Raw genomic sequence first — 23,103 nt, forward strand, 5'->3', positions numbered from 1 at the left:
GCGCGCGTGCCCCAAACTCGCTCCTCATGGAAAGCGGGACGACAGCCACAGAGCCGTCGTCCCGCTTTTTTCATCTGGTAGGCAAAAAGGGTGTCCGTTTGAACTATATATCTCGAGTTACGGGCTTGAATTCGTTTGCGGACAAGAATTAGAAATGCGCTCAAAATCGCGTAGGGCAAAGCGAAATAGCTGAACTAGCACTTATTAGTAGCGGCAAGCAGCTCCATTATGTACGTTTTTGCTGCTAGATACACTAATTGTTTGCCGTCGGCAAACTCTTGTAATTGCTGCGGGAGTTGATACGACCAGACAACACGCTAACGTGCATCAGCGCGCGGCTCTCGTGTAATTTGCAAAACAAAAAATGCCGGGAGCGATGCACTCCCGGCCACAATCTAAACACAATTCTAGACTTCGAGCTAAAGACCAAGCAGCCTTACCCTCTCGCGTATAGCCTCTTCAACTTCCTCGCAAAGCTGCTCGTAGGTATCCGTCGGAGCCGTAGCAGTCTCGCGACCACGACCGGGATGGAGAATGTCCCAACGAGATATCTTTCCAGCGACACGACCCTTGCCGGGAGCGTGATTGCCGAAGCCGGGAACAATCGAATTCCACACGGGGACGTAACGGGCGATGAGAGCGGATTCGGTCAGAGGCACCCAGACGGCGTTGAGGACGAGCATGCGGCAATAGAACTCCTCGACCCTCAAGTTTGTCGTCGCCTCAATCGACTTGCGATGGTCGTTCGCCACGCGGTCATAGAGACGCGTGCCAGCCCTCGGGGTATCGACGGCGCTGGTATCCAGCTCGTTGCCCGTCAGAGTCTTCGGGCTCGCCTTGCCGATGTAGATAGGAAACGTGCCGGGATCGGAGAAATTGATGTCAGAGAGTTCCTGATAAGCAGGAAAGTCGCCGCAGTAGAACAGAGCGTAGACACCATCGCCGTAGAACTTCTCAATGTCTGAGAGCGGCATCAGCTCGGAGCTCATCAGCTCACGGGCGAGAGATTCCGACAGGGAGGCGTAATCGAGCGGGTTATACGAGCGCGGCTTCATGCTTGACCTCCCCGCAAAGCTCGGACATGAGAGCGTCGTTGATGTGCTTGCGCGCCGTGTCCTCGCGGAGAGCGCATGCGACGGAGGAGGCGACCACGCGGGCAAGCTCGACGGGAACCGCGTTGCCTATCTGGCGCATGCCCTCGCTCCAAGCACCGGTGAGCTCGTAGCCGTCCGGGAACGTCTGGACGCGGGCGGCCTCGCGAACGGTCATGTAGCGCAGCGAGCCGTCATCAAAACGGATGGTGTTCTCGCCGCCGGGGACGCCGTGGACGCCTGCCTTAATGGTCTTGCTGGGCTTATCGAGCGGCGAGCCGGTGTGACCGGGATACGACCTTGCCTCGCCGCCGCGAGACTCGTTGTTGAGCGCGGGGACATTTTCGATCGATTCGCCGAGCGTGACCAAGGGGAGCAGACCACGGCCGTGGGTACGCTGGGGGAACGCCCAAGAAGCCTCGACGTCGGAACGGAAACCAACAATAACGACGCGGTGGCGGTGCTGAGGGACGCCGTAGTCAGCAGCATCGACAACGGTGGGAATTACCTCATACCTTACAGCCTCATGGTCGGCGCTCGTATGAATGCGAGACAGCCGAATGGCGTGCTGTTCCCACGTCTCCCCTTCGCGCTTAGAGAGGGACGGATGCTGCAAGCGAAGAAGAATGTACTCGTAATACTGATGGAAGGACTCACGAGCAAGACCCTTAACGTTCTCGCAGATGAAAGCACGCGGCTTCAACTGAGCAAGAACGGCGGTGTAGGCAGGGAACATGTCGCGCTTATCTGCCTCGGCGCGAGCAAGGCCACCTAGAGAAAACGGCTGGCAAGGCGGTCCACCGGCAAGAAGGTCGATGTCATCCGGCAGGAACGACCAGTCCACGTCGCGGACGTCGCCCTCGATGATTCGCATGTCATCGTTAATAAGGGGGTAGCCCTTTTCCTGATTGAGGCGAAGGGTGTTGCAGCAATTGTGCTCCCACTCCACAGCAGCAAGATGTTTGAACCCCGCGAGGGAGGTACCAAGAAGAAGACCGCCAGCACCAGCAAAAAGCTCGACAGCGGTGAGGTTGCCGTTGGCGTCCATCATTCACCATCCATCCACATTCGTTCAGATGACAACATGATACGCGAGGTTCCGGCTAACCGAAATGAGGATGCGTCGCCGAAACGAAAAACTGCTGCAGCCGGAAAAGTCGATGTGGGGAGTATAGGCCGAATTTGACTGGCAGATTACTGGCATATAAGAAAACAGGCCAGAGACCGTAGCCTCTGACCTGCGACTTTATGGTAGGGGCGGTGGGATTCGAACCCACAAGCCTTCCGGCGAGGGCTTTTAAGGCCCCTGCGTCTGCCAATTCCGCCACGCCCCCATATCATGCGGCGCCATCGTCACGTGAAAGTGCTTGGCACCCTTATCGCGCCGTCACGCATCATGCCGCAAAGCCGTGCGCTTAACTACCTTAGCACAAAGAGAAGAGTTGCGGCACCCAAGAGACTGGGGCGGCAATCCCATTCGCCGCCGCAGCCGCGGAGAGCGACAGGCCGTAGAGCAGGTCGCTCTCGCTCACGGTGAGCTCGCGGGCATGGCACGCGCGCATGAGCTCGCTCACGCAGACGGCACCCGCCAAGATCACGCCGGCGCGTTTGGGCTGCAGGCCCACGACCCCGCGACGCTGCTCCAGAGGAAGCGCGGCAAGACGGTCGACAAGCTCATCCACCTCGTCAAGTGCGAGCGAATGAAGATGGACGAACGCCGGGTCATAGGGGTCGAGCCTCGCATCGATGGCAACAAGCGTCGTGACCGTACCGCCCACGCAGACAAGGCGCTCCGGATCGCGCGCCGCGACGGGGAGGCCGGATTCGAAAGCCTCGCGACAGAACGCGCGAGCCTCGTCCAGTGCAGAGACCGAGGGTGGATCCTCGCGAGAGAGGAAGAGGTCCGTCACGCGGCGACAGCCCACATCCAGCGAACGCACGGCCTCAAGCGCCACGCCGGGTCGCTCGCCGTCGAGCACCCCTACGGCCACCTCGGTCGACCCACCACCGTTATCCGCAACGACGATGCGCGACGCCCGAAAGTCCTGGGCCACGCCGAGGAACGTGAGCGATCCCTCCACCTCGCCGGGAATGACCTGAGCAACAACGCCGCGCTCCGCGAGGCCATCAAGCAGCACATTCGAATTCGCAGCGTCTCGCGCGGCGCTCGTGAGCGTGCAGCACGCCACCTCGGCGCCGGACTCGCGAGCCTGGGCCACATAGCCATCAACGCACGAAAGCACGCGCGCGCACGCATCCTCGCGGAGCATGCCCGTCTCGGCAACGCCCTCGCCAAGGCTGCAGATGGTCGACGTCTTGGCGCAGCGCTCGACGCGCGAGGCCGCGACGTCAGCGACACCAAGACGCGCCGTCACGGTGCCTATATCGATAACGGCGACGCGGCTCACTGGGAAACCCCCTGATCGGCGGGGTTGTATCCAAAGATGAAGTCAAGGGCGGAGACGTACCAGGGGTCGCTTGCCGCCGGGGCGGACTCGTCCGTCGAGACGGTCGAATCACTCGAAGCACCGCCGGAATCCTCGACACCCGACATATCGACCGGCGTATCGCCCTCCGCCACATAGCCGCGACGACGAGCCTCGTCCTCGATGCCCTCGCGGGTCATGAGGTTATCGACCTCACCCTGAAGGGTGTCGTTGGTGGCGGTGACGGAACTGAGCTGGGTAGAGAGGAGCGCGTTGGTGCGCGATGCTCCATAGAGGGCCTTGATCGGCGGATAGAGCATGAGCACGAGCGCCACGATGACAACGAACGCGATGAAAAGGGCACGATGCCCCATCGCCCAGGCGAGTACTCCCTGTGCCTGCGAGGCAACGTTCGCGGCGCGGCGACCGCCCTCGCCCTCCCCCGCGGTGCGCCGACGGGCCTCGAACGCGGCGCGGTCGGACACCGAACGGCCACGAGAGGAGGCCTCGCGGGATGGCTTGTTCGCGGCGACGGCACCGCGGGCGCGCTCTCGACGCGGTACGTCGCGATACGCTGCGGAGGTGCCGCTGGAGGACGCGCGACGGCTCTCTCGCGAGCCGGAGCCAGCCGACTCACGCGAGCGGCGGCCCTCGTAGGAGCTGAAGCTCGGGCTCGACGCACTTGAGGAGCGCCCGTAGCCAGAGGAGGCACGGGTGTTCGTGCGGTTATAACGTCCTAGGACAATGGAATTACTTGCACTCATGTGGCGTCTGCTTCGTTTCTGCTGTGTTTGGGCACATGTTGCGGTTATGGTCGCGCCTTCGCGCGTTTATCGATTATGACAGATTAGGAGTCAGACCTACCCGCCCTCTTCGCTTCGACCCAGAGCTGCTCAAGCTCTTCACGAGAGACGTCGGCGAGCGACTGGTTCTTCTCGGCGGCGGCCTCCTCCATAGCTGCCCAACGCTCGCGGAACTTCTCGCAGCTACGCCTCAGCGCCGTCTCAGCATCGATGTGCTCCATGCGGGCAACGTTCACGACGGAAAACAGCACGTCGCCGAACTCCTCGAGCGCGCCCTCGGAACCCGCCTCCTCCGCGGCGAACTCCGCGCGCTCCTCATCGACCTTGGCCCAGACGTCGGCCGTGGTCTCCCAGTCAAAGCCGCAGTTGGCAGCCTTCTTCGAGATCTTCTGCGCCTGCATGAGGGCAGGAAGCGCGCGAGGGACGGCATCGAGCAGGCTCGAGGTCGAGCCGGACTGCTCCGCGTCGCGGCGCTCGTCAAGCTTCACCTTGCTCCAGATGTCGAGCACCTCGGCGGAGTCATGCGCGGCCACACCGGACCCAAACACGTGCGGATGCCTGCGGACGAGCTTGTCATCGAGGTCGCGGCAGACATCGGCAAAGGTGAACTCGCCGGCGTCCTCGGCAATCTGGGCATGGAGGAGGACCTGCATGAGCACGTCGCCAAGCTCCTCGCGCAGGTGCGCGGCGTCACCGGCCTCAATCGCGTCGACTGCCTCGTAGGCCTCCTCGATCATGTTCTTCGCGATGCTCGCGTGGGTCTGCTCCCTATCCCAGGGGCAACCGTCGTCCTGGCGAAGGCGCCAGATCGTCCTCACAGCCTGCTCGAGCTCGCGCTGGTCGCGCGGGGCGTTCGAGCGGAGAAGCGTCTGGGCGTCCGCGAGCTCGCGAGGCTCATCGTGGCGGCCGCCAAGAGCAGCGACGAGCCCACGCTCCTCGAGGGCGCGAAGGACGCCCTCGGCCATGAGATGGGCGCCATCGGCGTTGGGGTGGAGCCTGCCGTCCGCATAGAGCGCGGGGTCCGCCGGGACAAGCTCCGCACCATCGATGTACTCGATGCCAAGACGCGCGCACTCGTCACACATGATGCTGCGCACCCACGCGAGGGTGCGGCCGTGAGGCTGCTCGCCGTCGACGTCCGCGCGCCAGATGGGGCTCACGGCGAAGATGGGCGTATCGGGGAACTTGTCGACGAGCCTCTGGAGATACTTGGTCATATTCTCCACGAGGTCGCGCTCTCGCTCGGTATGGGCCCAATCGTTGGTGCCATAGGCGACGATGATCACCGCAGGCGGGTTCTCGCGGAAGGCCTTCATGCCGCGCAGGGTATGGTCGTCGAAGTGATGGCCCGCGATGGCCTGGTTCATGAGGTCAAGGCCGAGGGCGCGGGAAACCTCCGCTGGCCAGGACGCGCTCGGCCTTCCCACGACGTAGCCTTGGGTGATCGAGTCTCCAAGCGCGAGGAGGTAACCGCGCTCGGCCGGCTGCTCGAGGCTGCCGTTGGTGGAGAGGTTGCCCACCGCGACGTTCATGAGACAGGGCAGGTAGATCGTGACCGAGGCGGGCGCGTGGGAAGGATTCTCGATCTCGAGCGTGACCGTACCCTCGCGAACGGGGGCGGTCTTCACGTAGGCCCCGTCAACGACAAGGTCGATGCCGTCGACCACGCCCTCCTCGGGGGCACGGTCATCGCCGGCGGCGCGAGCGAGCTCGATGGTCTCGCGCACCGAGTTGCTCTCGAAGTGGATGTCCTCGATGATGGATAGGTCGAACGAGACTTCGTCCCCCGTGGTCACAAGGTTAATCGTGGCACCAGCGGTATAGCTCGCGGCTCGCTCGCGACCGGCGGCTGCCGCGGCCTCCGCCTGCTTGTTCGACATGCGCGACGGCCTCACGAGGCCATCGGGACGGTAGATGAGGTGGCGGGTGCCTCGAATAAACGGCGCGATATTAGCAGCAGTCATGTTTCTTCTTTCTCTCCCTTGGTTTTGCCCAAGTGTAGCGCTCGAGTCTGAAAGGACGCCGACTCCTGACAGAGCGCTTACGCCCCACCATGCCAAAGAAGCGACAGCGGCAAAGTGCATATGGCCGCCGCTCGCGGAGCTGTTTTACGCCTGCTCCTCCTCGGGGTAGCGAATGCCCCACTGGCGACGGAGCATCGTCATGATGGCCATGACGTCAACGGTGTAGGCAATCATATTCTGCTCGACCTGGTCGCCGGCCACGGCGCGCTCGAGGTTCGCGGCCTCGTAACACAGCGCGTAGGCCTCCTCGCCCGCACGGATCTCCTCGCGGCGCCCGTCGGCCGTCCAGACGATGGTGGCGCGGTCCGCACGCGGGTAGTTCGTGACCTCGATGTAGCAGTCGTCAAACGAGAGGACGGCGCGCTTGGGCTGCTTCGAGTGGAGCGACAGCGTGATGGTGGCCATCTGCATGTCGGGATTGCGCAGGACGATGCCGCTCGTGACGTCGACGCCCGTGGAGCAGGCATTGGCGATCGAGAGCACGTCCTCCGGCAGGCTCATCATGAACAGGCGCGCGAGGGTAATCGCATAGACGCCGATGTCGAGCAGGGCGCCGCCCGCGAGATCGCGGTTGTAGAAGCGCGATTTGGGGTCGAACTCCTTGTAGGAACCGAAATTAATCTGTGCCAGGTTCATCTGGCCGAACTCGCCCGCCATGGCGCGGCGGATGATCTCGCGGTAGAGGGGCATGTGCAGGATGGTGGTGGCATCGACGAGCTGGACGTGGTTGGCGTCCGCGATCGTCAGTGCCTCAGCGAGCTCCTCGGAGTTCAGCGTGATGGACTTCTCGCACAACACGTGCTTGCCCGAGCCAAGGGCGCCGCGGAGATACTTGATATGCGTGTTATGGGGCGTCGTGATGTAGATGGCGTCGATATCGGGGTCAGCGTAGAGCTCCTCCGGCGTGTCATAGACGCGCGCGACGCCCCAGCGCTCGGCGAACTCCTCCGCCTTGGCCCGCGTGCGATTCTGGACGCCAGCGAGCTTGCGGCCCGCGAGCGCGAACGACTTCGCCATCTGGTTCGCGATGACACCGCAACCGATGACGGCCCAGCGCAGCTCGGGCGCGGTAAAGACATCCGAGGGGAAGGGCTTGCCGGCGACCTCAGCAAAGGCGGCGTCCGCAGCGGCTGCCGCGTCGATTGGGGTGTTCGAGCTGTTCTCGGCCATAATCTTCTCCGTTCGTTCGAAGGGATGGGTCTTGGCGGGGACTTGGCATGGCGCCAGAGTCCTCACCAGCGGTTATTCTTCTGGCTCGTCGTCGCCACCGGCTTCCTCGAGCACGGCCAAGGCGCAGGCGACGAGGTCCTCGGCACCACGTTTGAAGGGGTAGGCGACCTTCTCGGTCTTGGGATATATGATTGCCCCGCGTGCCTTGAACTTGAGCGTAAGGTCGCGAGAGCACTTGAGGCCCAGGTAGATGATGCGGCCACTCGTGAGCGTGACGCTCGTGACGCCCAGGCGCTGGGAGCGGATGCGGATGCGCGCGCGGTCGAAGAGGTTCTTCGCGGCGGCAGGCATCGCGCCGAAGTCGCGCTCGCACTCCTGCTCGAGCGCGTCGACCTCGGCAAGCTCCACGGCGCCCGCGAGCTTACGGTACACCAGGACGCGCTTGTCGACCTCGGGCAGGTACTCCTCCGCGAGGTAGAAGTCCGCGGACAGGTTGATGTTGACCTCGCTCTGCGCGAGCTCGCCACCCGCCTCGCCCTTCGCCTCGGCGACGGCCTCGCCAAGCATCTGGGTGAACAGGTCGAAGCCGACGCTCGAGAGGTTGCCGTGCTGCTCCGCCCCCACGAGCGAGCCGGCGCCACGAATCTCGAGGTCGCGCATGGCGACGCGCATGCCACTGCCAAGCTCCTGGTACTCGTTGATCGCCATGAGGCGGTCCGTCGCCTCAGGCGTGAGCGGACGCTCGCCGGGGAACATGAAGTAGGCGTACGCCTGGATGCGGCCACGGCCGACGCGCCCCTTGAGCTGGTAGAGCTGTGCCAGGCCCAAGCGCTGGGAGTCCTCGATGATGAGGGTGTTGCTGTGGGGGTTGTCGATGCCGCTCTCGATGATGGTGGTCGCCACCAGCACGTCGATCTCGCCGCGCTGGAACTTCATCATCATGTCCTCGACCTGCTTGGCGCTCATCTTGCCGTGCGCCACGCCCACGCGGGCCTCGGGCGCGGCCTCGAGCACGCGGGCCTCGGCCTCGTCGATGGTCTTCACGCGGTTGGAGACGTAATAGACCTGACCATCACGGGCGAGCTCCGCACGGATGGCCGCGGAGACGACGTCCGGGTCGTACTCCCCCACCGTCACCTTGACGGGGAGGCGCCCCGGCGGCGGCGTCATGATCAGGCTCATATCGCGCACGCCGCTCATCGCCATCTGCATGGTACGCGGGATGGGCGTGGCGGAGAGCGTGAGCACGTCGACCTGCTCGCGCATGTTCTTGAGCTGCTCCTTGTGCTGGACGCCGAAGCGCTGTTCCTCGTCGATGATGACGAGGCCCAGGTCATGCGGATTCACGTCCGAGGAAAGCAGGCGATGGGTACCCACGAGGACGCTCACCTTGCCACTCGCAAAGCCCTCGAGGGCAAGCTTCTGCTGCTTGGGCGTGCGGAAGCGCGAGAGCACGTCGACCTCGAAGTCGAACGGCGCGAAGCGGTTGAAGAACGTCTCGAAGTGCTGCTGGGCGAGAATCGTCGTGGGGCAAAGCACCATAACCTGACGGCCCTCGGCGACGCACTTGAAGGCGGCACGCAGGGCCACCTCCGTCTTGCCGAAGCCCACGTCACCGCAGAGCAGGCGGTCCATCGGACGAGCGGTCTCCATGTCGGACTTGATATCCGCCACAGCAGAGGCCTGATCCTGCGTGAGCTGGTAGGGGAACTCCGCCTCCATGTCTTGCTGCTCGGGCGTGTCTGGCGCGAAGGCAAAGCCCTGGACGCTCGCACGACGCGTGTAGAGATCGACGAGGTCGAAGGCGAGGCGGCGGGCGTTCTTGCGAGCCTTGCCGGTGGCACGGCTCCAGTCCGCGGTGTTGAGGCGCGTGAGGCGCGGCGCGGAGCCATCCGGGCCGACATAGCGCGTGATGCGATCGACCTGCTCAAGCGGTACGAAGAGCTTGTCTCCGCCGGAGTACTCGAGCAGGAAGTAGTCGCGCTCCTTGCCGGCGACCTCCTGGCGCACGATGTCGGAGAAGAGCGCGATGCCATGCGTGGCGTGGACGACGTAGTCTCCGGGCTTGAACGGGAAGGTCACGCTCGTGGGATCGACGCGGCGACGCGTCTTGCGCTTGGCGGAGCGAATCGCGAGGTCTCCCACGGAGAGGATCGCGAGGCGCGCCGACGGCACGATGACGCCGGCAGGCACGGGCAGGTCAGTGAAGGTCACCTGGCCGCGCGGGAGGTCCGGCGCGTTCGCAAGGTCGTTCGCGGTCGGGTCCATCACCGGCACGCTATTCTCCGGAGCGGAGCCCAGCGCCTCGCCAAAGGTGACGCGTTCGTCGCCAAAGGTGAGCTCGAGGTGCTCGCGCGCCGCGCGGTCAGGCACGGCGAACAGCACGGAAGCGCCGTCGTTCAGAAGCTGACGGACGCGGCCGAGCAGGCGCGTGTCGGAGCCGGCAACGCTCGGCTGCCTCACGGGCAGCTCCGCGGTGACCTGGGAGCCCACGCGCAGCATGCTTGCAAACGAAAGCCGCTGCTGGCGGCCGAAGTCGAGGTCGCGAGGAGCGGTGTAGAGGCCCGACGTCTCCTCGCCGGCGTTGCTCGCAAGCTGGGTCACCTCGTCTGAAGCGCGCACGCAGTCGTCAAAGAGGGCGCGCGGCTCGGCGAAGCACATGAGGGCGCCCTCGCAGACGTGCTCGAGAGGGCTCGCCGTCTTGCCATAGAGGGCGGCGAGATAGCGCTCGAGCGTGGGGTCCGCGCTTCGCGCCTCGATGAGCTCGAGGTCAGCGGCGACCTTGGTGCTTGCCTGAGCATCCGCCCAGAGGGCCTTGCGCGCGCGAGCGACCGTCTCGTCCGTGAGCGCCAGCTCACGGCAAGGGCGCACGGTCACGCTGTCGAGGTCGCCGATGGTCTGGCCAGTGGAGGCGACCATACGCCTCACGCGATCGACCTCGTCGCCGAAGAACTCGATGCGCACCGGCGTGCCCATCTGGGCGGGATGGATGTCGACCGAGTCGCCGTGGATGTGGAAGGTGCCAGGGCCGTCGAGCTCGCCCGGATCGGAGTAACCGAGGCCCACGAGCAGGGACCCAACCTCCTCGAAGGGAACCTCGTCACCCACCGAGAAGGTGCTGCTCGCCCAGTAGCCAGACCCCACGGGCGGCACGCGGCGAAGCAGCGAGCGGGCGCTCGCCACAACGAGGCAGGGGTCGCCGGTTGCCAGGCGTCCAATCGCCTCGCAACGAGCTCCGACGACGGACCAGTCCGGCGTCTCCGCCTTCCAGGGGAGGTCACGGCGCTCGGGGTAGCGGCAGACAACGTCTCCGCCAAGCCATGCCGAGAGGGCCTTAGCCGCGCGGTCCGCCGCCTCCTCGCCGGAGACCACGAACAGGCACGGACGCGGGTCAGCCGCCCAGACGCTCGCCAGCACAAGCGGACGAGCGCTCTGGGAGACTGCCAGCGTGGCGTCGTTTCCGGCTCTGAGCTCGGAGAGCGCCGGGAGAAGTTCCGGCGCGGAAAGCAGCTGTCGAGAGACTCGGTTGATAAGCACTAGCGACCATCCTCCTGGCGCTCGGGACGCAGGGAAGCGAGCTCGCGAAGGTGCGGCGCGGCGGCGTCGAGGTCCGCCTCGGTAGCGCGCCAGCTCCAGTTGCCGCCCGCGACGCCGGGCACGTTCATGCGAGCCTCGTCGCCGAGCAGCGCCGCATCCTGCAGCGTGCACATGACCACGCGAGAGGCACTCGAGTAGGCGTCACGCATGAGACGACTGGCGAGTTCGCGAGCGTCACCCTCGGCAAGGCCGAACCTCTGCCCGCACCAACCCACGAGGGTGGAGGTGTCATGCGTGGAGGTATAGGCGACCTTGTCCGCGTGCGGATGCCACCCGTCCCTCACGTCGCCGTCGGCGAAGAGGAGGACGTCCATGCCCGGACAACCCACCTGCGCAAGAAGGGCGCGCGTGGCGGGCGTAATCGAGCCGAGGTCCTCGGCGAGGATCGGCAGCGGTCCCAGCAGCGAGTTGGCATGGGCGAAGAGGTCGACGCCCGGGCCCGCGAGCCACGAGCCATCGCAGGCCCCCTTGCCGGCGGGCACGCCGTAGTAGTTCTCGAAGCCCAGGAAGTGATCGAGGCGCGTCACGTCATAGAGGCCGAAGGTGCGCGCGAGGCGGCGCATCCACCAGTCGTAGCCGTCGGCGCGCATCGCGTCCCAGCGGTAACAGGGGTTGCCCCAGAGCTGGCCCTCCTCGGCGAACTGGTCCGGCGGGGTGCCGGCCTGGAGCTCCGCCGCGCCATCCGCGTCGAGACGGAACTGCTCGGGATACGCCCAGACATCAGCGGAGGAGGAGGCGACGTACATGGGAATGTCACCGATGACCTCGATGCCTCGGGCGTTCGCATAGGCGCGGAGGTCCATCCACTCCCACTCGAACTCCCACTGCGCGAAGCGATGGAATGCGATGCCGGCACTGAAGCGCGGGTCATCCGCGAGCTCCGGTGTGTAGTGGCGGAGCTCCTCCGGCCAGGTCTGCCACTCCTCCGTGTCAAGCACCTCGGCGATGGCAGCGAAGCAGCAGTAGGGCTCGAGCCAGTCTTTGTTGATCTGCACGAACTCACGGAACGCGGCATCGGGCTCGAACGCCTCGAAGCGACGCCTGAGCTCGTCCCCATCCGGCTCGAGCAAGCGCTCGTTTCCGGCAAAGACCGAGGATCCCGCATAGGGCGAGCCGTACATGTCCGTGGGGTTCACGGGGAGGATCTGCCAATAGCGCTGTCCGCAGGACGCAAGCCAATCGACGAAGGCGCGGGCGGGGGCACCCAGCGTACCGGGCTTGTCGCCGTTGGGGATGCTCGTGACGTGGCAGACCACGCCGCAGCCGGCGTCCATGGGCCTTGCCAGGGTCTTCTCGTCATCGAAGTAAATCACGGCGCTGCCGAGCGGTGGCAACGTAAGCGAGACCGCCTCGCCCTCGCGCCTGAGCTCCATGCCACCGATAAGGTCAACGGCACGCTCGCCACGGCTGGGAATGGAGGCGTACCTTGACTCGGAAAGGCTCCTGTTCACGAGGACGCAGACGCTCGGGCCATCGGACGCATCATGCGGAGCGAGGCTCGCGCCAGCAGGCAGGCGCCACCAGCCAAGAACATCGTCGCCGCAGTTGATGGGCCTCACGATGCCATCCGTGAGCACGGGCAGGGCGCACCTCAGCTGGGTGGTGTTGCGATACATCACCTGGCAGTCCGCGTCGCCACCGTCCCACGGATAGGGACCGCGGTTGCACGGGTCGCAGAGACCTTCCATACCACGCTCGTCGCCGTAGTAGATGCTGGGGACGCCCTGGTAGGTCATCTGGAGGAGCGTCGCGAGCCAAAAGCGGCCCTTGGCAAGGCCCTTCCGCGCCTCCGTCAGGCGTCCGGGGAAATCATCTGGCCAAGGCTGCCAGTCGGGTTGGTCGAGCGCGCCGCCCAGCACGCTCATGAGGCGTGGGCGATCATGGCTCGAGAGTAGGTTCAGCGCGGCGGCCATGGCCTCAGGCGGATAGTTCTCCGCGATCTGCATGAGGCTCTCCGCCGCATCCGCCGCGCTGACGTTGCCGAGAAGGAAGTCGAGCACCGCCGTGCGGAACGGATAGTTCATCGCGCTGTCGAGTTCGGAACCCAGCAGGTAGCGACGCAGCTTGCCATAGCTAATCTTGTTCGATGCGTCTTCCCAGACCTCGCCCAGGACGAGTGCGTCCGGACGCTCCGCGAGGGCAGCCGTCTTGATGTCCTCGATGAACTCGTCCGGCAGCTCGTCCGCCACGTCGAGGCGCCAGCCGCGCGCACCGGCGGCGAGCCAGTGGCGCACGACGCCCTCGGGCCCCGTGATGAAGTTCTGGTAGCCAGGGTTCGTCTCGTTCACGGCAGGCAGGTCATCGACGCCCCACCAAGCCTCGTAGGTACCATCGTCGTTAAAGGTGAACCAGTCCGCATAGGGAGAGACGGCTTTGCCCGCCTCCGGACCACCAGCGGCAATCTCCGCCTCGTGGGCCTGCCAGGCGCCAGGTTCGGGATAGGTCTCATAGCGGTTGAAGTAGCGGCTGTCCGCGCCCACATGGTTGAAGACGCCGTCAAGGACGATCGAGATGCCGAGCTCTCCCGCCTCGCGACAGAGCCTGGAGAATCCCTCCTCGTCGCCAAGCATCGCGTCGACGCGCATGAAGTCAGCCGTGTCATAGCGATGGCTGCTGCGGGCCTCGAAGATCGGGTTCAGATAGATGACGGTCACGCCCATGTCAGCGAGACGGCGCAGGTCTCCCCTGATGCCATCGAGCGTGCCGCCGTAGAAGTCCCACGCCACGACGCGGCCATCGGCGTCTTTCTCGTAGGACGGGTCCGTGTCCCAGTCCTCGACCACGCGACGCCTGGGACCGGGGATGCCATCCGCGGAGTCGTTCCCATGGAGGTGGCCTGCCGCCTGGGCTCGCTCACGCCAGTCGTTTCCGCGGCGATAGCGGTCCGGGAAGATTTGGTAGACGATGCCCGAGGTAAACCATTCCGGCTTGACCTCGCGCGGGCGATAGACCGTGAGTTGGAAGGAGGAGGGCTGCCACTCGCAGAGCATGCCCTCTCCGCCGGTGTGGCCATCGCGCGCGCCGTAGCGCAGCACCCGGCCGTCAGAGCGCTCGATCACGAAGGAGTACCACACGATCGCGGGGCTCTCACGCGTGAACTCGCACGAAAAGCGCAGGTGATCGCCCTCGGGCTCGCCCGTCATGGGGACGAAGGCCTCCCCCTCGCCGTCGACCCACGTGCGCAGGGCCACATGCGCGCCAGAGTCTCCGCCGATGGAGAGGCCAAGCGTGACGGTGCCGCCCGCGGGGGCGGCACCGAACGGAATCCTATAGCGGCTGTCACGACTGTCGTGATATGCCCACATGTCTCTATCCCATCCGTCCTGCGGTCACCGGGAGCTCCGCAGGCGACGGGCTCTACCGGTTCCGCTTCTTGTTGTAAGGAATCACCTCGGGATGGAGGTCATGGTAGGCATCCAGATACTGGTTGGCAGCGCGGCGCCAGCCAAAATCGGCCCCCATGGCATTGCGCATGAGGCCCTCCCAGGCATCCTTGTCAGTCCAGAATACCTCACAGGCGTTCAAAACCGTCGCAGCGAACTCGTCACCATTGAAGTTCGCGAACGAGAAACCGGTCCCCTCGCCCGTGAACTTGTTGTACGGCACGACGGAATCCTTGAGGCCGCCGGTCTCGCGAACCACCGGCAGGGTGCCGTAGCGCATCGAGATCATCTGCGACAGACCGCACGGCTCGAACTGGCTGGGCATCAGGAACAGGTCCGCACCCGCGTACATGCGATGAGACAGCTTCGAGTCGAAGTCGATGCGAGCGCACATCTGCCCCTTGTACTTCCAGTCGAAGTAGCGGAGGGAATCCTCGTACTGGCTCTCGCCGGTGCCGAGCACGGCGACCTGGACCGAGCGGTCGAGCAGCTGGCCCAGCGCGTACTGGACCAGGTCGCAGCCCTTCTGCTTGGTGAGGCGACTCACCATGACGGCGAGGGGACGGCTCGGGTCAACCTTGAGGCCAAGCTCCTCCTGCAGCGCCGCCTTGCAAGCGGCCTTGCCGGAGAGGTCGTCCACGGAGTAGTGGCTGGCAATGCCAGAGTCAATCCTGGGGTCGTACTCCTGCGTGTCGATACCGTTCAGGATGCCATGGAGCTTCCAGGCGCGATCGCGGAAGATGTCATCGAGGCCCTCGCCATAGAACGGGGTCTTGAGCTCCTCGGCGTAAGTCGGGCTCACCGTGGTGATGGTGTCCGCGTAGAGGAGCGCCCCCTTCATGAAGTTGATGGTCTTCGGGGCCGTGTACATCTGGCCGGCGGCAGCGGTATCCGCCAGGCCGCAGATGTCGCTCATGACCTCGTCGCCATACTGACCCTGGAACTTCACGTTATGGATAGAGAACACCGTCTTGACGTTGTCGTATCCGGGAAGGCCCTTGTAGAACTCGCGGAGGAACACGCACGAGAGCGCCGTCTGCCAGTCGTTGCAGTGGAGGATGTCGGTCCCGGCAAGCTCCGGCACGCGACCCAGGCACTCCGTAATGGCCTTCGAGAAGAACGCGAAGCGCTCGCCATCGTCGAAGTCGCCGTAGATGGTATCGCGACCGAAGTAGTCCTCGTTATCAATGAAGTAGTAGTCGATGCTGTGATAGTTGAGGTGATCGACGCCGCACCAGACGTTGCGCCAGCCCAGGTTCATCCAGAAATCGGCCACGTGGTTCATCTTATCGCGGTACTCCGCCGGGATACGGCGGTACTTGGGCAGGATCACGCTGACCTTGCTACCGCAGCGACGGAGCTCGTGGGGGAGCGAGCCGGCGACGTCGCCCAGGCCGCCCGTCTTCACGAACGGGGCGGCCTCGGAGGCGCAGAAGACCACGCGAAGCTTCCTGCGGGTTCGGCCACTCACTACCTCTCGCCGCCCTTCTCCTTCACGAGAACGGCCTCAGGCGTGCCGCGAAGCTCGGTGCCAGCCGTGATGACGTTTCCGCGGTCGATGATCGCGTGCTCGAGGCGAGCGCCGCGCTTGATGACGCAGTCATTCATGATGACGCAGTCGCGCACGGAAGCGCCGGGCTCGATGACGACATGGCGAGACAGAATCGAGTCCGCGACGGTGCCCTGGATGCGGCAACCTCCCGAGACAATGGAGTTGGTAACGCGGGAACCGCTCTCATACTTCGCAGGCGGGTTATCGTGAGCCTTCGTCATGATCGGGCGATCAGGCGGGAAGAGCTCGGCGGTGACGTTGGAGTCAAGCATCTCGTGGCTACGCTTGGCATACATGCGCGCGTCGAAAACCGAGCCCGTGTACATGTCGACCCTGTGCGCACGAACGTCAAGCTGCGGAAGATCCGGCTCGATGGCCTCGAACAGGTCGAGATAGTCGACGTTGGCATAGCGCTCGATGAGCTCGATGAGCTTCTCGCGCTTAACCACGAAGCAGTCAAGGAAGCCCTCATCGCCGTAACGGGTGCCATAGGTGAAGCCACGGACGTGCCCGTCCTCGGTGTAGACGCTCGAGACGTCCTCGGCCTCGCAGCTGTAGGTCTTCGTGAGTAGCGTGATGTCTGCGCCGCTCTCGTTGTGAGCACGGATGAGCTCGCGATAGTCGTAGTTATAGATGATGTTCGCCGCGGAGACGACCACGTTGCTGGCCTTGTCGCGATCGAGGAACACGCGGTTGGCGATGAGATCGCGCAACAGGAAGCGCGGGCCCTTGCGGCTCGTGCCGAACGCGGAGCCCGGCATAAGGAAGAGGCCGCCTTTCTTGCGATCGAGGCCCCAGTCCTTACCGGTGTAGAGGTGGTCAACAACCGAACGATAGTTATAGGGCATGATCACACCGACGGTCTCGATGCCGGAGTTGACCATGTTCGAGAGCGGGAAGTCGACGAGGCGGTAACGGCCGAGGAACGGCACGGACGCCGCCGGGCGCAGCTTCGTGAGGGCGCTCGGGTGCTTGACGGAATAGTTTGTGGTGATGAGTCCGACCGCGGTCTCCATGGCCTACTCCTCCCCCTTCCCCACGACGACCTCGTCGCCGATAACTGCCGTGTCCTTCGTCACATCAACGCTGCCGAGCTCGACGCCCGCCTCAACGACGGCCTTCTCGCCCAGAATCGCGCGAACCACGTGCGCGCCCTCCTTGACGACAGCGCCCGGGAACAGCACCGAGTCCTCGACGACCGCGCGCGGGCCAACCTCCGCGTCCGTGGAGATGATCGAGTGCCGGACGGTGCCCTCGATGCGGCAGCCGTTGGCGACAATCGCGTCGTCGATGACGGCATCCGGACCCACGTAGTGCGGCGGGCGCACCGGGGCGTTCGTCATGAACGGGAACTCCTTGCCATACAGGTCGAACGCCGGGTTCGGGCCGAGGAGCTCCATCGAGGTCTCGTGATAGCTCGAGATGGTGCCGACGTCGCGCCAGAAGCCGTGGAACTCGTAGCAGAAGATGCGAGCCTGCTCGGCGAGGAGCTTCGGGATGATGTTGTTGCCGAAGTCGTGCTCGGACTGCGGGTCCTGCGCGTCCTCACGGAGCGAGCGGAGCAGGACGTCCGTGCTGAAGACGTAGATGCCCATCGAGGCGAGGTTGGAGTCCGGCTTCTTGGGCTTCTCGGTGAACTTGGCGACCGAGTCGTCCTCGTTCTTGGTGATGATGCCGAAGCGCGAGGCCTCCGCCCAGTCGACCGGCATGACCGAGATCGTGAGGTCGGCGTTGTTGGCCTTGTGGCTCTCGATCATCTTGCTGTAGTCCATGCGATACAGGTGGTCGCCGGACAGAATCACGACGTACTCGGGGTCATAGCTCTCGATGTAGTCGAGGTTCTGGTAGATGGCGTCCGCCGTGCCGGCATACCAGTTGCCGCCCGTCTCGGTGGCGTAGGGCGGCAGAATCGAGACGCCGCCGTCACGCGCATCGAGGTTCCACGCAGCACCCGTGCCGATGTAGGAGTGCAGCAGATAGGGGCGATACTGCGTCAGCACGCCCACCGTGTCGATTCCCGAGTTCGCGCAGTTAGAGAGCGCGAAGTCGATAATGCGGTACTTGCCTCCGAACGAGACCGCGGGCTTGGCGATATTGCGCGTGAGCGCAAGAAGCCTGCTTCCCTGTCCACCGGCAAGCAGCATCGCGATGCTTTCCTTCTTGCCCATGTGTCCTTCCCCCTTCACGCCGTAATTGGTATGCCTGGCCCTTCGCCCGCGGAAGGTTGTGCGGGCGATTGGGGCCGTATATCCCTAGAGCCCCCAGATTTCTGAGGCGTACTCCCTGATGGTGCGGTCGCTCGAGAACTGACCGGAGTTCGCGATGTTGTGGAGGGCCCTACGCTGCCAGGAGCGCTGGTCGTCGTAGGTGGCGGTCAGCTCCCCCCAAGCCTGGACGTAGCTCGCGAAGTCCGCGATCACGAAGTCGTAGTCGTTGTTGCCCATGAGCTCGGAGCTGATCTGCTCGAAATTGCCCGAGAGGCGGGCGAACGTGCCGTCCGTCAGCTGACGCACGCAGCGGCCGATGCCGTTCGGGTCCGCGTTGAGGATGTCCTGCGCGAAGTAGTTACCGCTTGCGCGCAGGGCCTCGACCTCCTCGACCTTCATGCCGAAGATCTTCTCGTTCTCCATGCCCGCGAGCTCGGCGATTTCGACGTTGGCGCCATCGAGGGTGCCGAGCGTCAAGGCGCCGTTCATCATGAGCTTCATGTTCGAGGTGCCCGAGGCCTCCTTGCCGGCGGTGCTGATCTGCTCGGAGATGTCGGCCGCGGGGTAGATGAGCTGGGCGTTCGAGACCGCGAAGTTGGGGATGAAAGCGACCTTGATGTACTCGTTGACGCGATCATCGTTGTTGATGACGTCTGCGACCGAGTTGATAAGGCGGATAACCTCCTTGGCGAAGGTGTAGGCGCTCGCCGCCTTGCCGGAGATGATGAAGGTCGTCTTGTGCGGCTTGTAGCTCGGGTCATCGAGCATGTGGTTGTAGATGCTCATGACCTTGAAGATGTTGAGCAGCTGACGCTTGTAGGCGTGGAAGCGCTTGACCTGGACGTCGTAGATGGAATCCGGGTCAATCTCGACGCCGGTCTGCTCGAGGACATACTTGGCGAGACGAACCTTGTTCTCGCGCTTGCTCGCGCTCATGGCGTCGAGGAAGTCGACGTCGTCGTAGTAGGCGGCCAGCTTGGAGAGCTCGTCGGCGTCCGCAAGCCAGCCGTCACCGATCTTCGAGGTGATGAGGGCAGAGAGGCTCGGGTTGGCGTTGCCGAGGAAGCGACGCGGCGAGATGCCGTTGGTCTTGTTGTTGAACTTCTCGGGCATGAGCTCGTAGAAGTCATGCAGGGTCTCGCGCTTGAGAATCTCCGTGTGGAGCGCGGCCACGCCGTTGACGCTGTGGCTGCAGATCACCGAGAGGTTCGCCATGCGGACTTGACCGTCCCACAGGATGGCGGTGTTGCGCAGCTTCTCCTGCCAGTTGTCGATGTCGCGCGGGAAGCTCTCCATGTAGCGGCGGTTGATCTCGTCAACGTACATGTAGAGGCGCGGGAGCAGGCGCTGGAAGGTGTCGATCGGCCACTTCTCGAGGGCCTCGGGAAGCACGGTGTGGTTGGTGTAGGAGATGGAGCGAGTGGTGATGTCCCACGCGGTATCCCAGTCGAGGCCCTCCTCGTCGACGAGCAGGCGCATGAGCTCGGCGCCGCACATGGCGGGGTGGGTGTCGTTCGTGTGGATGGCGACGAAATCCGGGAAGCGCTCCCAGCCGGCGTCCGCATGGTCATACTTGTAGTTACGCAGGATCGAGGCGAGACCCGCGGCCACGAACAGGTACTCCTGCTTGAGACGCAGGATGCGGCCGTGCTCGCCGGCGTCATTGGGGTAAAGGATCTCGGAGATGGCCTCGGCGTCCGTGCGGAACTTCGCAGCCTTGGCATAGTCGCCGACGTTGAAGGCGTCAAGGTCGAAGTCCTCGTGCGCGGGCTCGGCGCTCCAAAGGCGGAGGCGGTTCACGGTCTTGCCGCCATAGCCGATGACCGGCACGTCATACGGGACGGCCTTGATGAGCTCGCCGTCCTCCTGCGTGAACCAGAACTTGCCGCTCTCGTCCTCGTGGCGGACGACCTCGCCGCCGAAGCGCACGAGCACGGCGCTCTCCGGGTGCTTCGTCTCCCACGGATAACCCTTGTCGAGCCAGTTGTCCGTCACCTCGACCTGGCGACCATCGACGATCTTCTGGCGGAAGAGGCCGTAGTGGTAGCGCATGCCGTTGCCAAAGCCCAGGATGCCCTCGGCGGCCATGGAATCGAGGAAGCACGCGGCGAGACGGCCGAGGCCACCGTTGCCAAGGCCCGGGTCGACCTCCTGGGCGATGAGCTCATCGAGGTCGATGCCCATGTTGGCAAGACCGTCCTTGACCAGGTCGCGAACGCCATAGTTGAGCAGGTAGTTATCGAGCAGGGGGCCAAGCAGGAACTCGAGGCAGAAGTAGTAGACCTTCTTCTTGTTACTCTTCTTGTTCTCGGAATCCGAGGTGGCGAACTCGATGTTCGCCTTCATCGCGATGAGCTGGGCCAGGGCCTGGTACTGCTCAAGCGTGGTGCAGTCCTTGAAGTCCTTGCCCACGAGGGACTCGAGCATGGAACGATACTCGGTGGCAAAAACCTCGGAATTCTCGAAGATACGGTCGGTCATGTACGTGCTCCCATCGATCTGACTCTTCTCTGGTGCTGTTACGCGTCTGTCAGCCCAGTTTGGCCTCGATAGACGCCTGTTAGCAGGCATTTATTTGATGGTAGCGCCCTTTGCGGACTTGGCAGGGGCGTCGGCCTTATTTGCTTTCGGAGACTTGCCCTTCCTCTTACCTGACGCCTTTGGGGCGGCTGCACGCTTCTTGGTCTTAGCGCTCTTCTGCGTGGCCGCGCGCTTGCCCTTGACGGGCAGCGGACCGTTGGCGCGACGAGCGCGCTTGGCGGCAGGCTTGACTTCGGTGGCCTCCTTGGGCTCCGGCACGAAGGTGCTCGGCCCGATGCGACGCAAAATCATGCCGCCCAGCGGGGGCACGTTCACGATCACGGAATCCGGGCGTCCGTCGCAGTCCTCCGGGCGGCTCTGGATGGTACCGCCGTTGAGCTGGCCCGATCCGCCGAATTCCTCGGCGTCCGAGTTGAAAAGCTCGACGTAATCGCCTTCACGCGGCACGGGGACGCGCCAGCTCGGACGGAAGTTGACGTCGAAGTTGATGACGACGACGAGCTCCTCGTCCTCGTCGCCACGGCGGACGAAGGAGATAATCGAGTGCTCGGCGTCGTCCGCCGAGAGCCACTCGAAGCCCTGCCACTCGTACGCCTCGCGCCAGAGCGCCGGCTGCTCGAGATAGAGCTTATTGAGAGCGGCGATGAAGTGCTGGTGCTTCGCGTGGGGCTCATACTCCTTCGCGAGGAACCACTGGATGGACTCGTAGTAGCGCCACTCGATGTACTGGCCGATCTCGTTGCCCATAAAGCTTAGTTTCGCGCCGGGATGAGTCATCTGATAGAACGCGAGCGTCCGCAGACCGGCGAACTGCCTCCACTGATCGCCCGGCTGACGCGTGATCAGCGAGCACTTGCCGTGGACGACCTCGTCATGCGAGAGCGGGCAGATGAAGTTCTCGTTGAAGGCATACATGAGGGAGAACGTCAGCTTGCCGTGGGCGCCGGGACGCCAGGGGAAGTCCGTCTGCATGTAGCTCAGGGTGTCGTTCATCCAGCCCATGTCCCACTTGTAGTGGAAGCCCAGGCCGCCGTCCTCGGGCGGGTAGGTCACGAGGGGCCACGCGGTGGACTCCTCCGCCATCATCATCGTACCGGGGAAGTAGTCGCCCACCGCGGTGTTGACCTGGCGAATGAAGGCGGAGGCATCGAGGTCCTCCTCCGTACCCTTCTCGTTCAGGCGCTTCTCCGCGGGATTGTCGATACCGAAGTTGAGGTAGAGCATGCTGGAGACGCCATCCATGCGGATGCCGTCCGCGTGGAAGCGCTCGAGCCAGAAAAGCGCGTTGGATACGAGGAAGCTGCGCACCTCGCCGCGAGCGAAGTCGAACTTGTGCGTGCCCCAGTTGGGGTGGATCTCGCGCTCATAGAGCATCCCGCCGTTGAACATCGCGAGGCCATGGGCGTCCGCGCAGAAGCCGCCGGGCACCCAGTCGAGGATCACGCCGATGCCCGCCTGATGGAAGGCGTCGACGAGGCGCATGAAGCCCTCCGGGGAACCGAAGCGCGAGGTAGGGGCATAGTAACCGGTGACCTGATAGCCCCACGAGCCATCGAAGGGATGCTCCATCACGGGGAGGAGCTCGACGTGGGAGTAGCCCATCTCCTTGACGTAGGGCACGAGCTCGGCAGCCATGTCGTCATAGGAGTAGTAGGCGCCGCGCTGGGCGGGGAACTCGTCCATGGGGCCAGGCCAGGTACCGTCCTCGCGGGGCTCGCCCTGGGGCTCGTCGCCATGGCGCTTCCAACTACCGAGATGCACCTCATAGATGTTGAGGGGCTCATGCATGTGGCCGTTCTGGGAGCGGTGGGCGAGCCATTCCTCGTCGCCCCAGGCATATGCGGGATCCGCCACCGTGACCGAGGCGGTGCCCGGCGCGAGCTCCGCGGCGAAGGCGTAGGGATCGGCCTTATAGAGCAGCTCACCAGACATCGTCTCGAGGACGAACTTGTATAGCTCACCCTCGCTAACACCAGGCACGAAACCGCACCATACGCCGCCCGTAGGCAAGGGCGAAAGCGGATTTGCCGAGGTATCCCAGCCATTGAAGTCACCCACGACGTGGACCGATCGCACGCCGGGGGCCCAAACGGCAAAGCGGTAGCCAGAGGCACCATTCTCGCAAGTAGGGTGAGCGCCCATCTTGTCATAACTGCGATACCAGGTACCAGCAGCCATCAAGTACAGGTCGTCAGACGTTATGTCGAGGCTTGCGCCAGCCACCGGATCAACGGCGGCTTTGGTTGCCTTCATTCGAATCCCCCTTCTTCAACCCTCTCCCACACGCCAGCGAAGCCAGGCGATATCGC

The 23,103-nt window shown here is 64.1% G+C and carries 13 protein-coding genes, 1 tRNA gene and 1 pseudogene; all 15 read right to left on the bottom strand.

What is annotated here, in order from left to right; translation table 11 throughout:
• Window positions 1–419: 419 nt before the first annotated feature.
• The 15 genes and pseudogenes from ACTQ1Z_RS07390 to glgB all read right to left on the bottom strand — a co-directional run bounded on the left by ACTQ1Z_RS07390 (window position 420) and on the right by glgB (window position 23,047).
• On the bottom strand, window positions 420–1,055 hold the full coding sequence (locus ACTQ1Z_RS07390; RefSeq protein WP_441859912.1) for an Eco29kI family restriction endonuclease: 636 nt from the start codon (window positions 1,053–1,055) through the stop codon (window positions 420–422).
• Window positions 1,036–2,142, bottom strand: a complete 1,107-nt coding sequence (locus ACTQ1Z_RS07395; RefSeq protein ID WP_441859914.1) for a DNA cytosine methyltransferase — start codon at window positions 2,140–2,142, stop codon at window positions 1,036–1,038. Before ACTQ1Z_RS07395 ends, ACTQ1Z_RS07390 begins: the two co-directional genes overlap by 20 nt.
• A gap of 198 nt (window positions 2,143–2,340) precedes the next feature.
• A tRNA-Leu gene (locus ACTQ1Z_RS07400) sits at window positions 2,341–2,425 on the bottom strand.
• Window positions 2,426–2,515: 90 nt separating this feature from the next.
• Window positions 2,516–3,499, bottom strand: a complete 984-nt coding sequence (locus ACTQ1Z_RS07405; protein ID WP_441859916.1) for a Ppx/GppA phosphatase family protein — start codon at window positions 3,497–3,499, stop codon at window positions 2,516–2,518.
• On the bottom strand, window positions 3,496–4,281 hold the full coding sequence (locus ACTQ1Z_RS07410; protein ID WP_441859918.1) for a hypothetical protein: 786 nt from the start codon (window positions 4,279–4,281) through the stop codon (window positions 3,496–3,498). Before ACTQ1Z_RS07410 ends, ACTQ1Z_RS07405 begins: the two co-directional genes overlap by 4 nt.
• A gap of 83 nt (window positions 4,282–4,364) precedes the next feature.
• Window positions 4,365–5,285: a nucleoside triphosphate pyrophosphohydrolase gene (mazG, locus tag ACTQ1Z_RS07415; RefSeq protein ID WP_441859938.1), complete on the bottom strand. Its 921-nt coding sequence runs from the start codon at window positions 5,283–5,285 to the stop codon at window positions 4,365–4,367.
• Window positions 5,286–6,404: pseudogene (locus tag ACTQ1Z_RS07420) on the bottom strand (SGNH/GDSL hydrolase family protein); the annotation flags it as partial.
• Between the two features lie 24 nt (window positions 6,405–6,428).
• Entirely contained in the window at window positions 6,429–7,514 is a 1,086-nt protein-coding gene (locus ACTQ1Z_RS07425; protein WP_320679622.1) for a Gfo/Idh/MocA family protein, read from the bottom strand.
• Window positions 7,515–7,586: 72 nt separating this feature from the next.
• Window positions 7,587–11,051 (bottom strand): transcription-repair coupling factor, encoded by a 3,465-nt coding sequence (gene mfd / locus ACTQ1Z_RS07430; RefSeq protein WP_441859921.1) that lies wholly within the window; start codon window positions 11,049–11,051, stop codon window positions 7,587–7,589.
• Window positions 11,051–14,416 (bottom strand): 4-alpha-glucanotransferase, encoded by a 3,366-nt coding sequence (locus tag ACTQ1Z_RS07435; protein WP_441859923.1) that lies wholly within the window; start codon window positions 14,414–14,416, stop codon window positions 11,051–11,053. Before ACTQ1Z_RS07435 ends, mfd begins: the two co-directional genes overlap by 1 nt.
• 52 nt (window positions 14,417–14,468) lie before the next feature.
• Window positions 14,469–15,965, bottom strand: a complete 1,497-nt coding sequence (gene glgA / locus ACTQ1Z_RS07440) for a glycogen synthase GlgA (RefSeq protein WP_320679619.1) — start codon at window positions 15,963–15,965, stop codon at window positions 14,469–14,471.
• Complete coding sequence (glgD, locus tag ACTQ1Z_RS07445; protein WP_441859926.1) at window positions 15,965–17,062, bottom strand: glucose-1-phosphate adenylyltransferase subunit GlgD; 1,098 nt, start codon at window positions 17,060–17,062, stop codon at window positions 15,965–15,967. Before glgD ends, glgA begins: the two co-directional genes overlap by 1 nt.
• 3 nt (window positions 17,063–17,065) lie before the next feature.
• A complete protein-coding gene (locus ACTQ1Z_RS07450; protein ID WP_320679616.1) occupies window positions 17,066–18,214 on the bottom strand; it encodes a glucose-1-phosphate adenylyltransferase in 1,149 nt (382 codons plus the stop codon).
• Between the two features lie 84 nt (window positions 18,215–18,298).
• Complete coding sequence (locus ACTQ1Z_RS07455; RefSeq protein ID WP_441859928.1) at window positions 18,299–20,734, bottom strand: glycogen/starch/alpha-glucan phosphorylase; 2,436 nt, start codon at window positions 20,732–20,734, stop codon at window positions 18,299–18,301.
• Window positions 20,735–20,824: 90 nt separating this feature from the next.
• Window positions 20,825–23,047, bottom strand: a complete 2,223-nt coding sequence (gene glgB, locus ACTQ1Z_RS07460; RefSeq protein ID WP_441859930.1) for a 1,4-alpha-glucan branching protein GlgB — start codon at window positions 23,045–23,047, stop codon at window positions 20,825–20,827.
• Between the last annotated feature and the right edge of the window lie 56 nt (window positions 23,048–23,103).

The sequence above is a fragment of the Parolsenella sp. LCP21S3_E11 genome (assembly GCF_052118165.1).
Taxonomy (GTDB): domain Bacteria; phylum Actinomycetota; class Coriobacteriia; order Coriobacteriales; family Atopobiaceae; genus Parolsenella.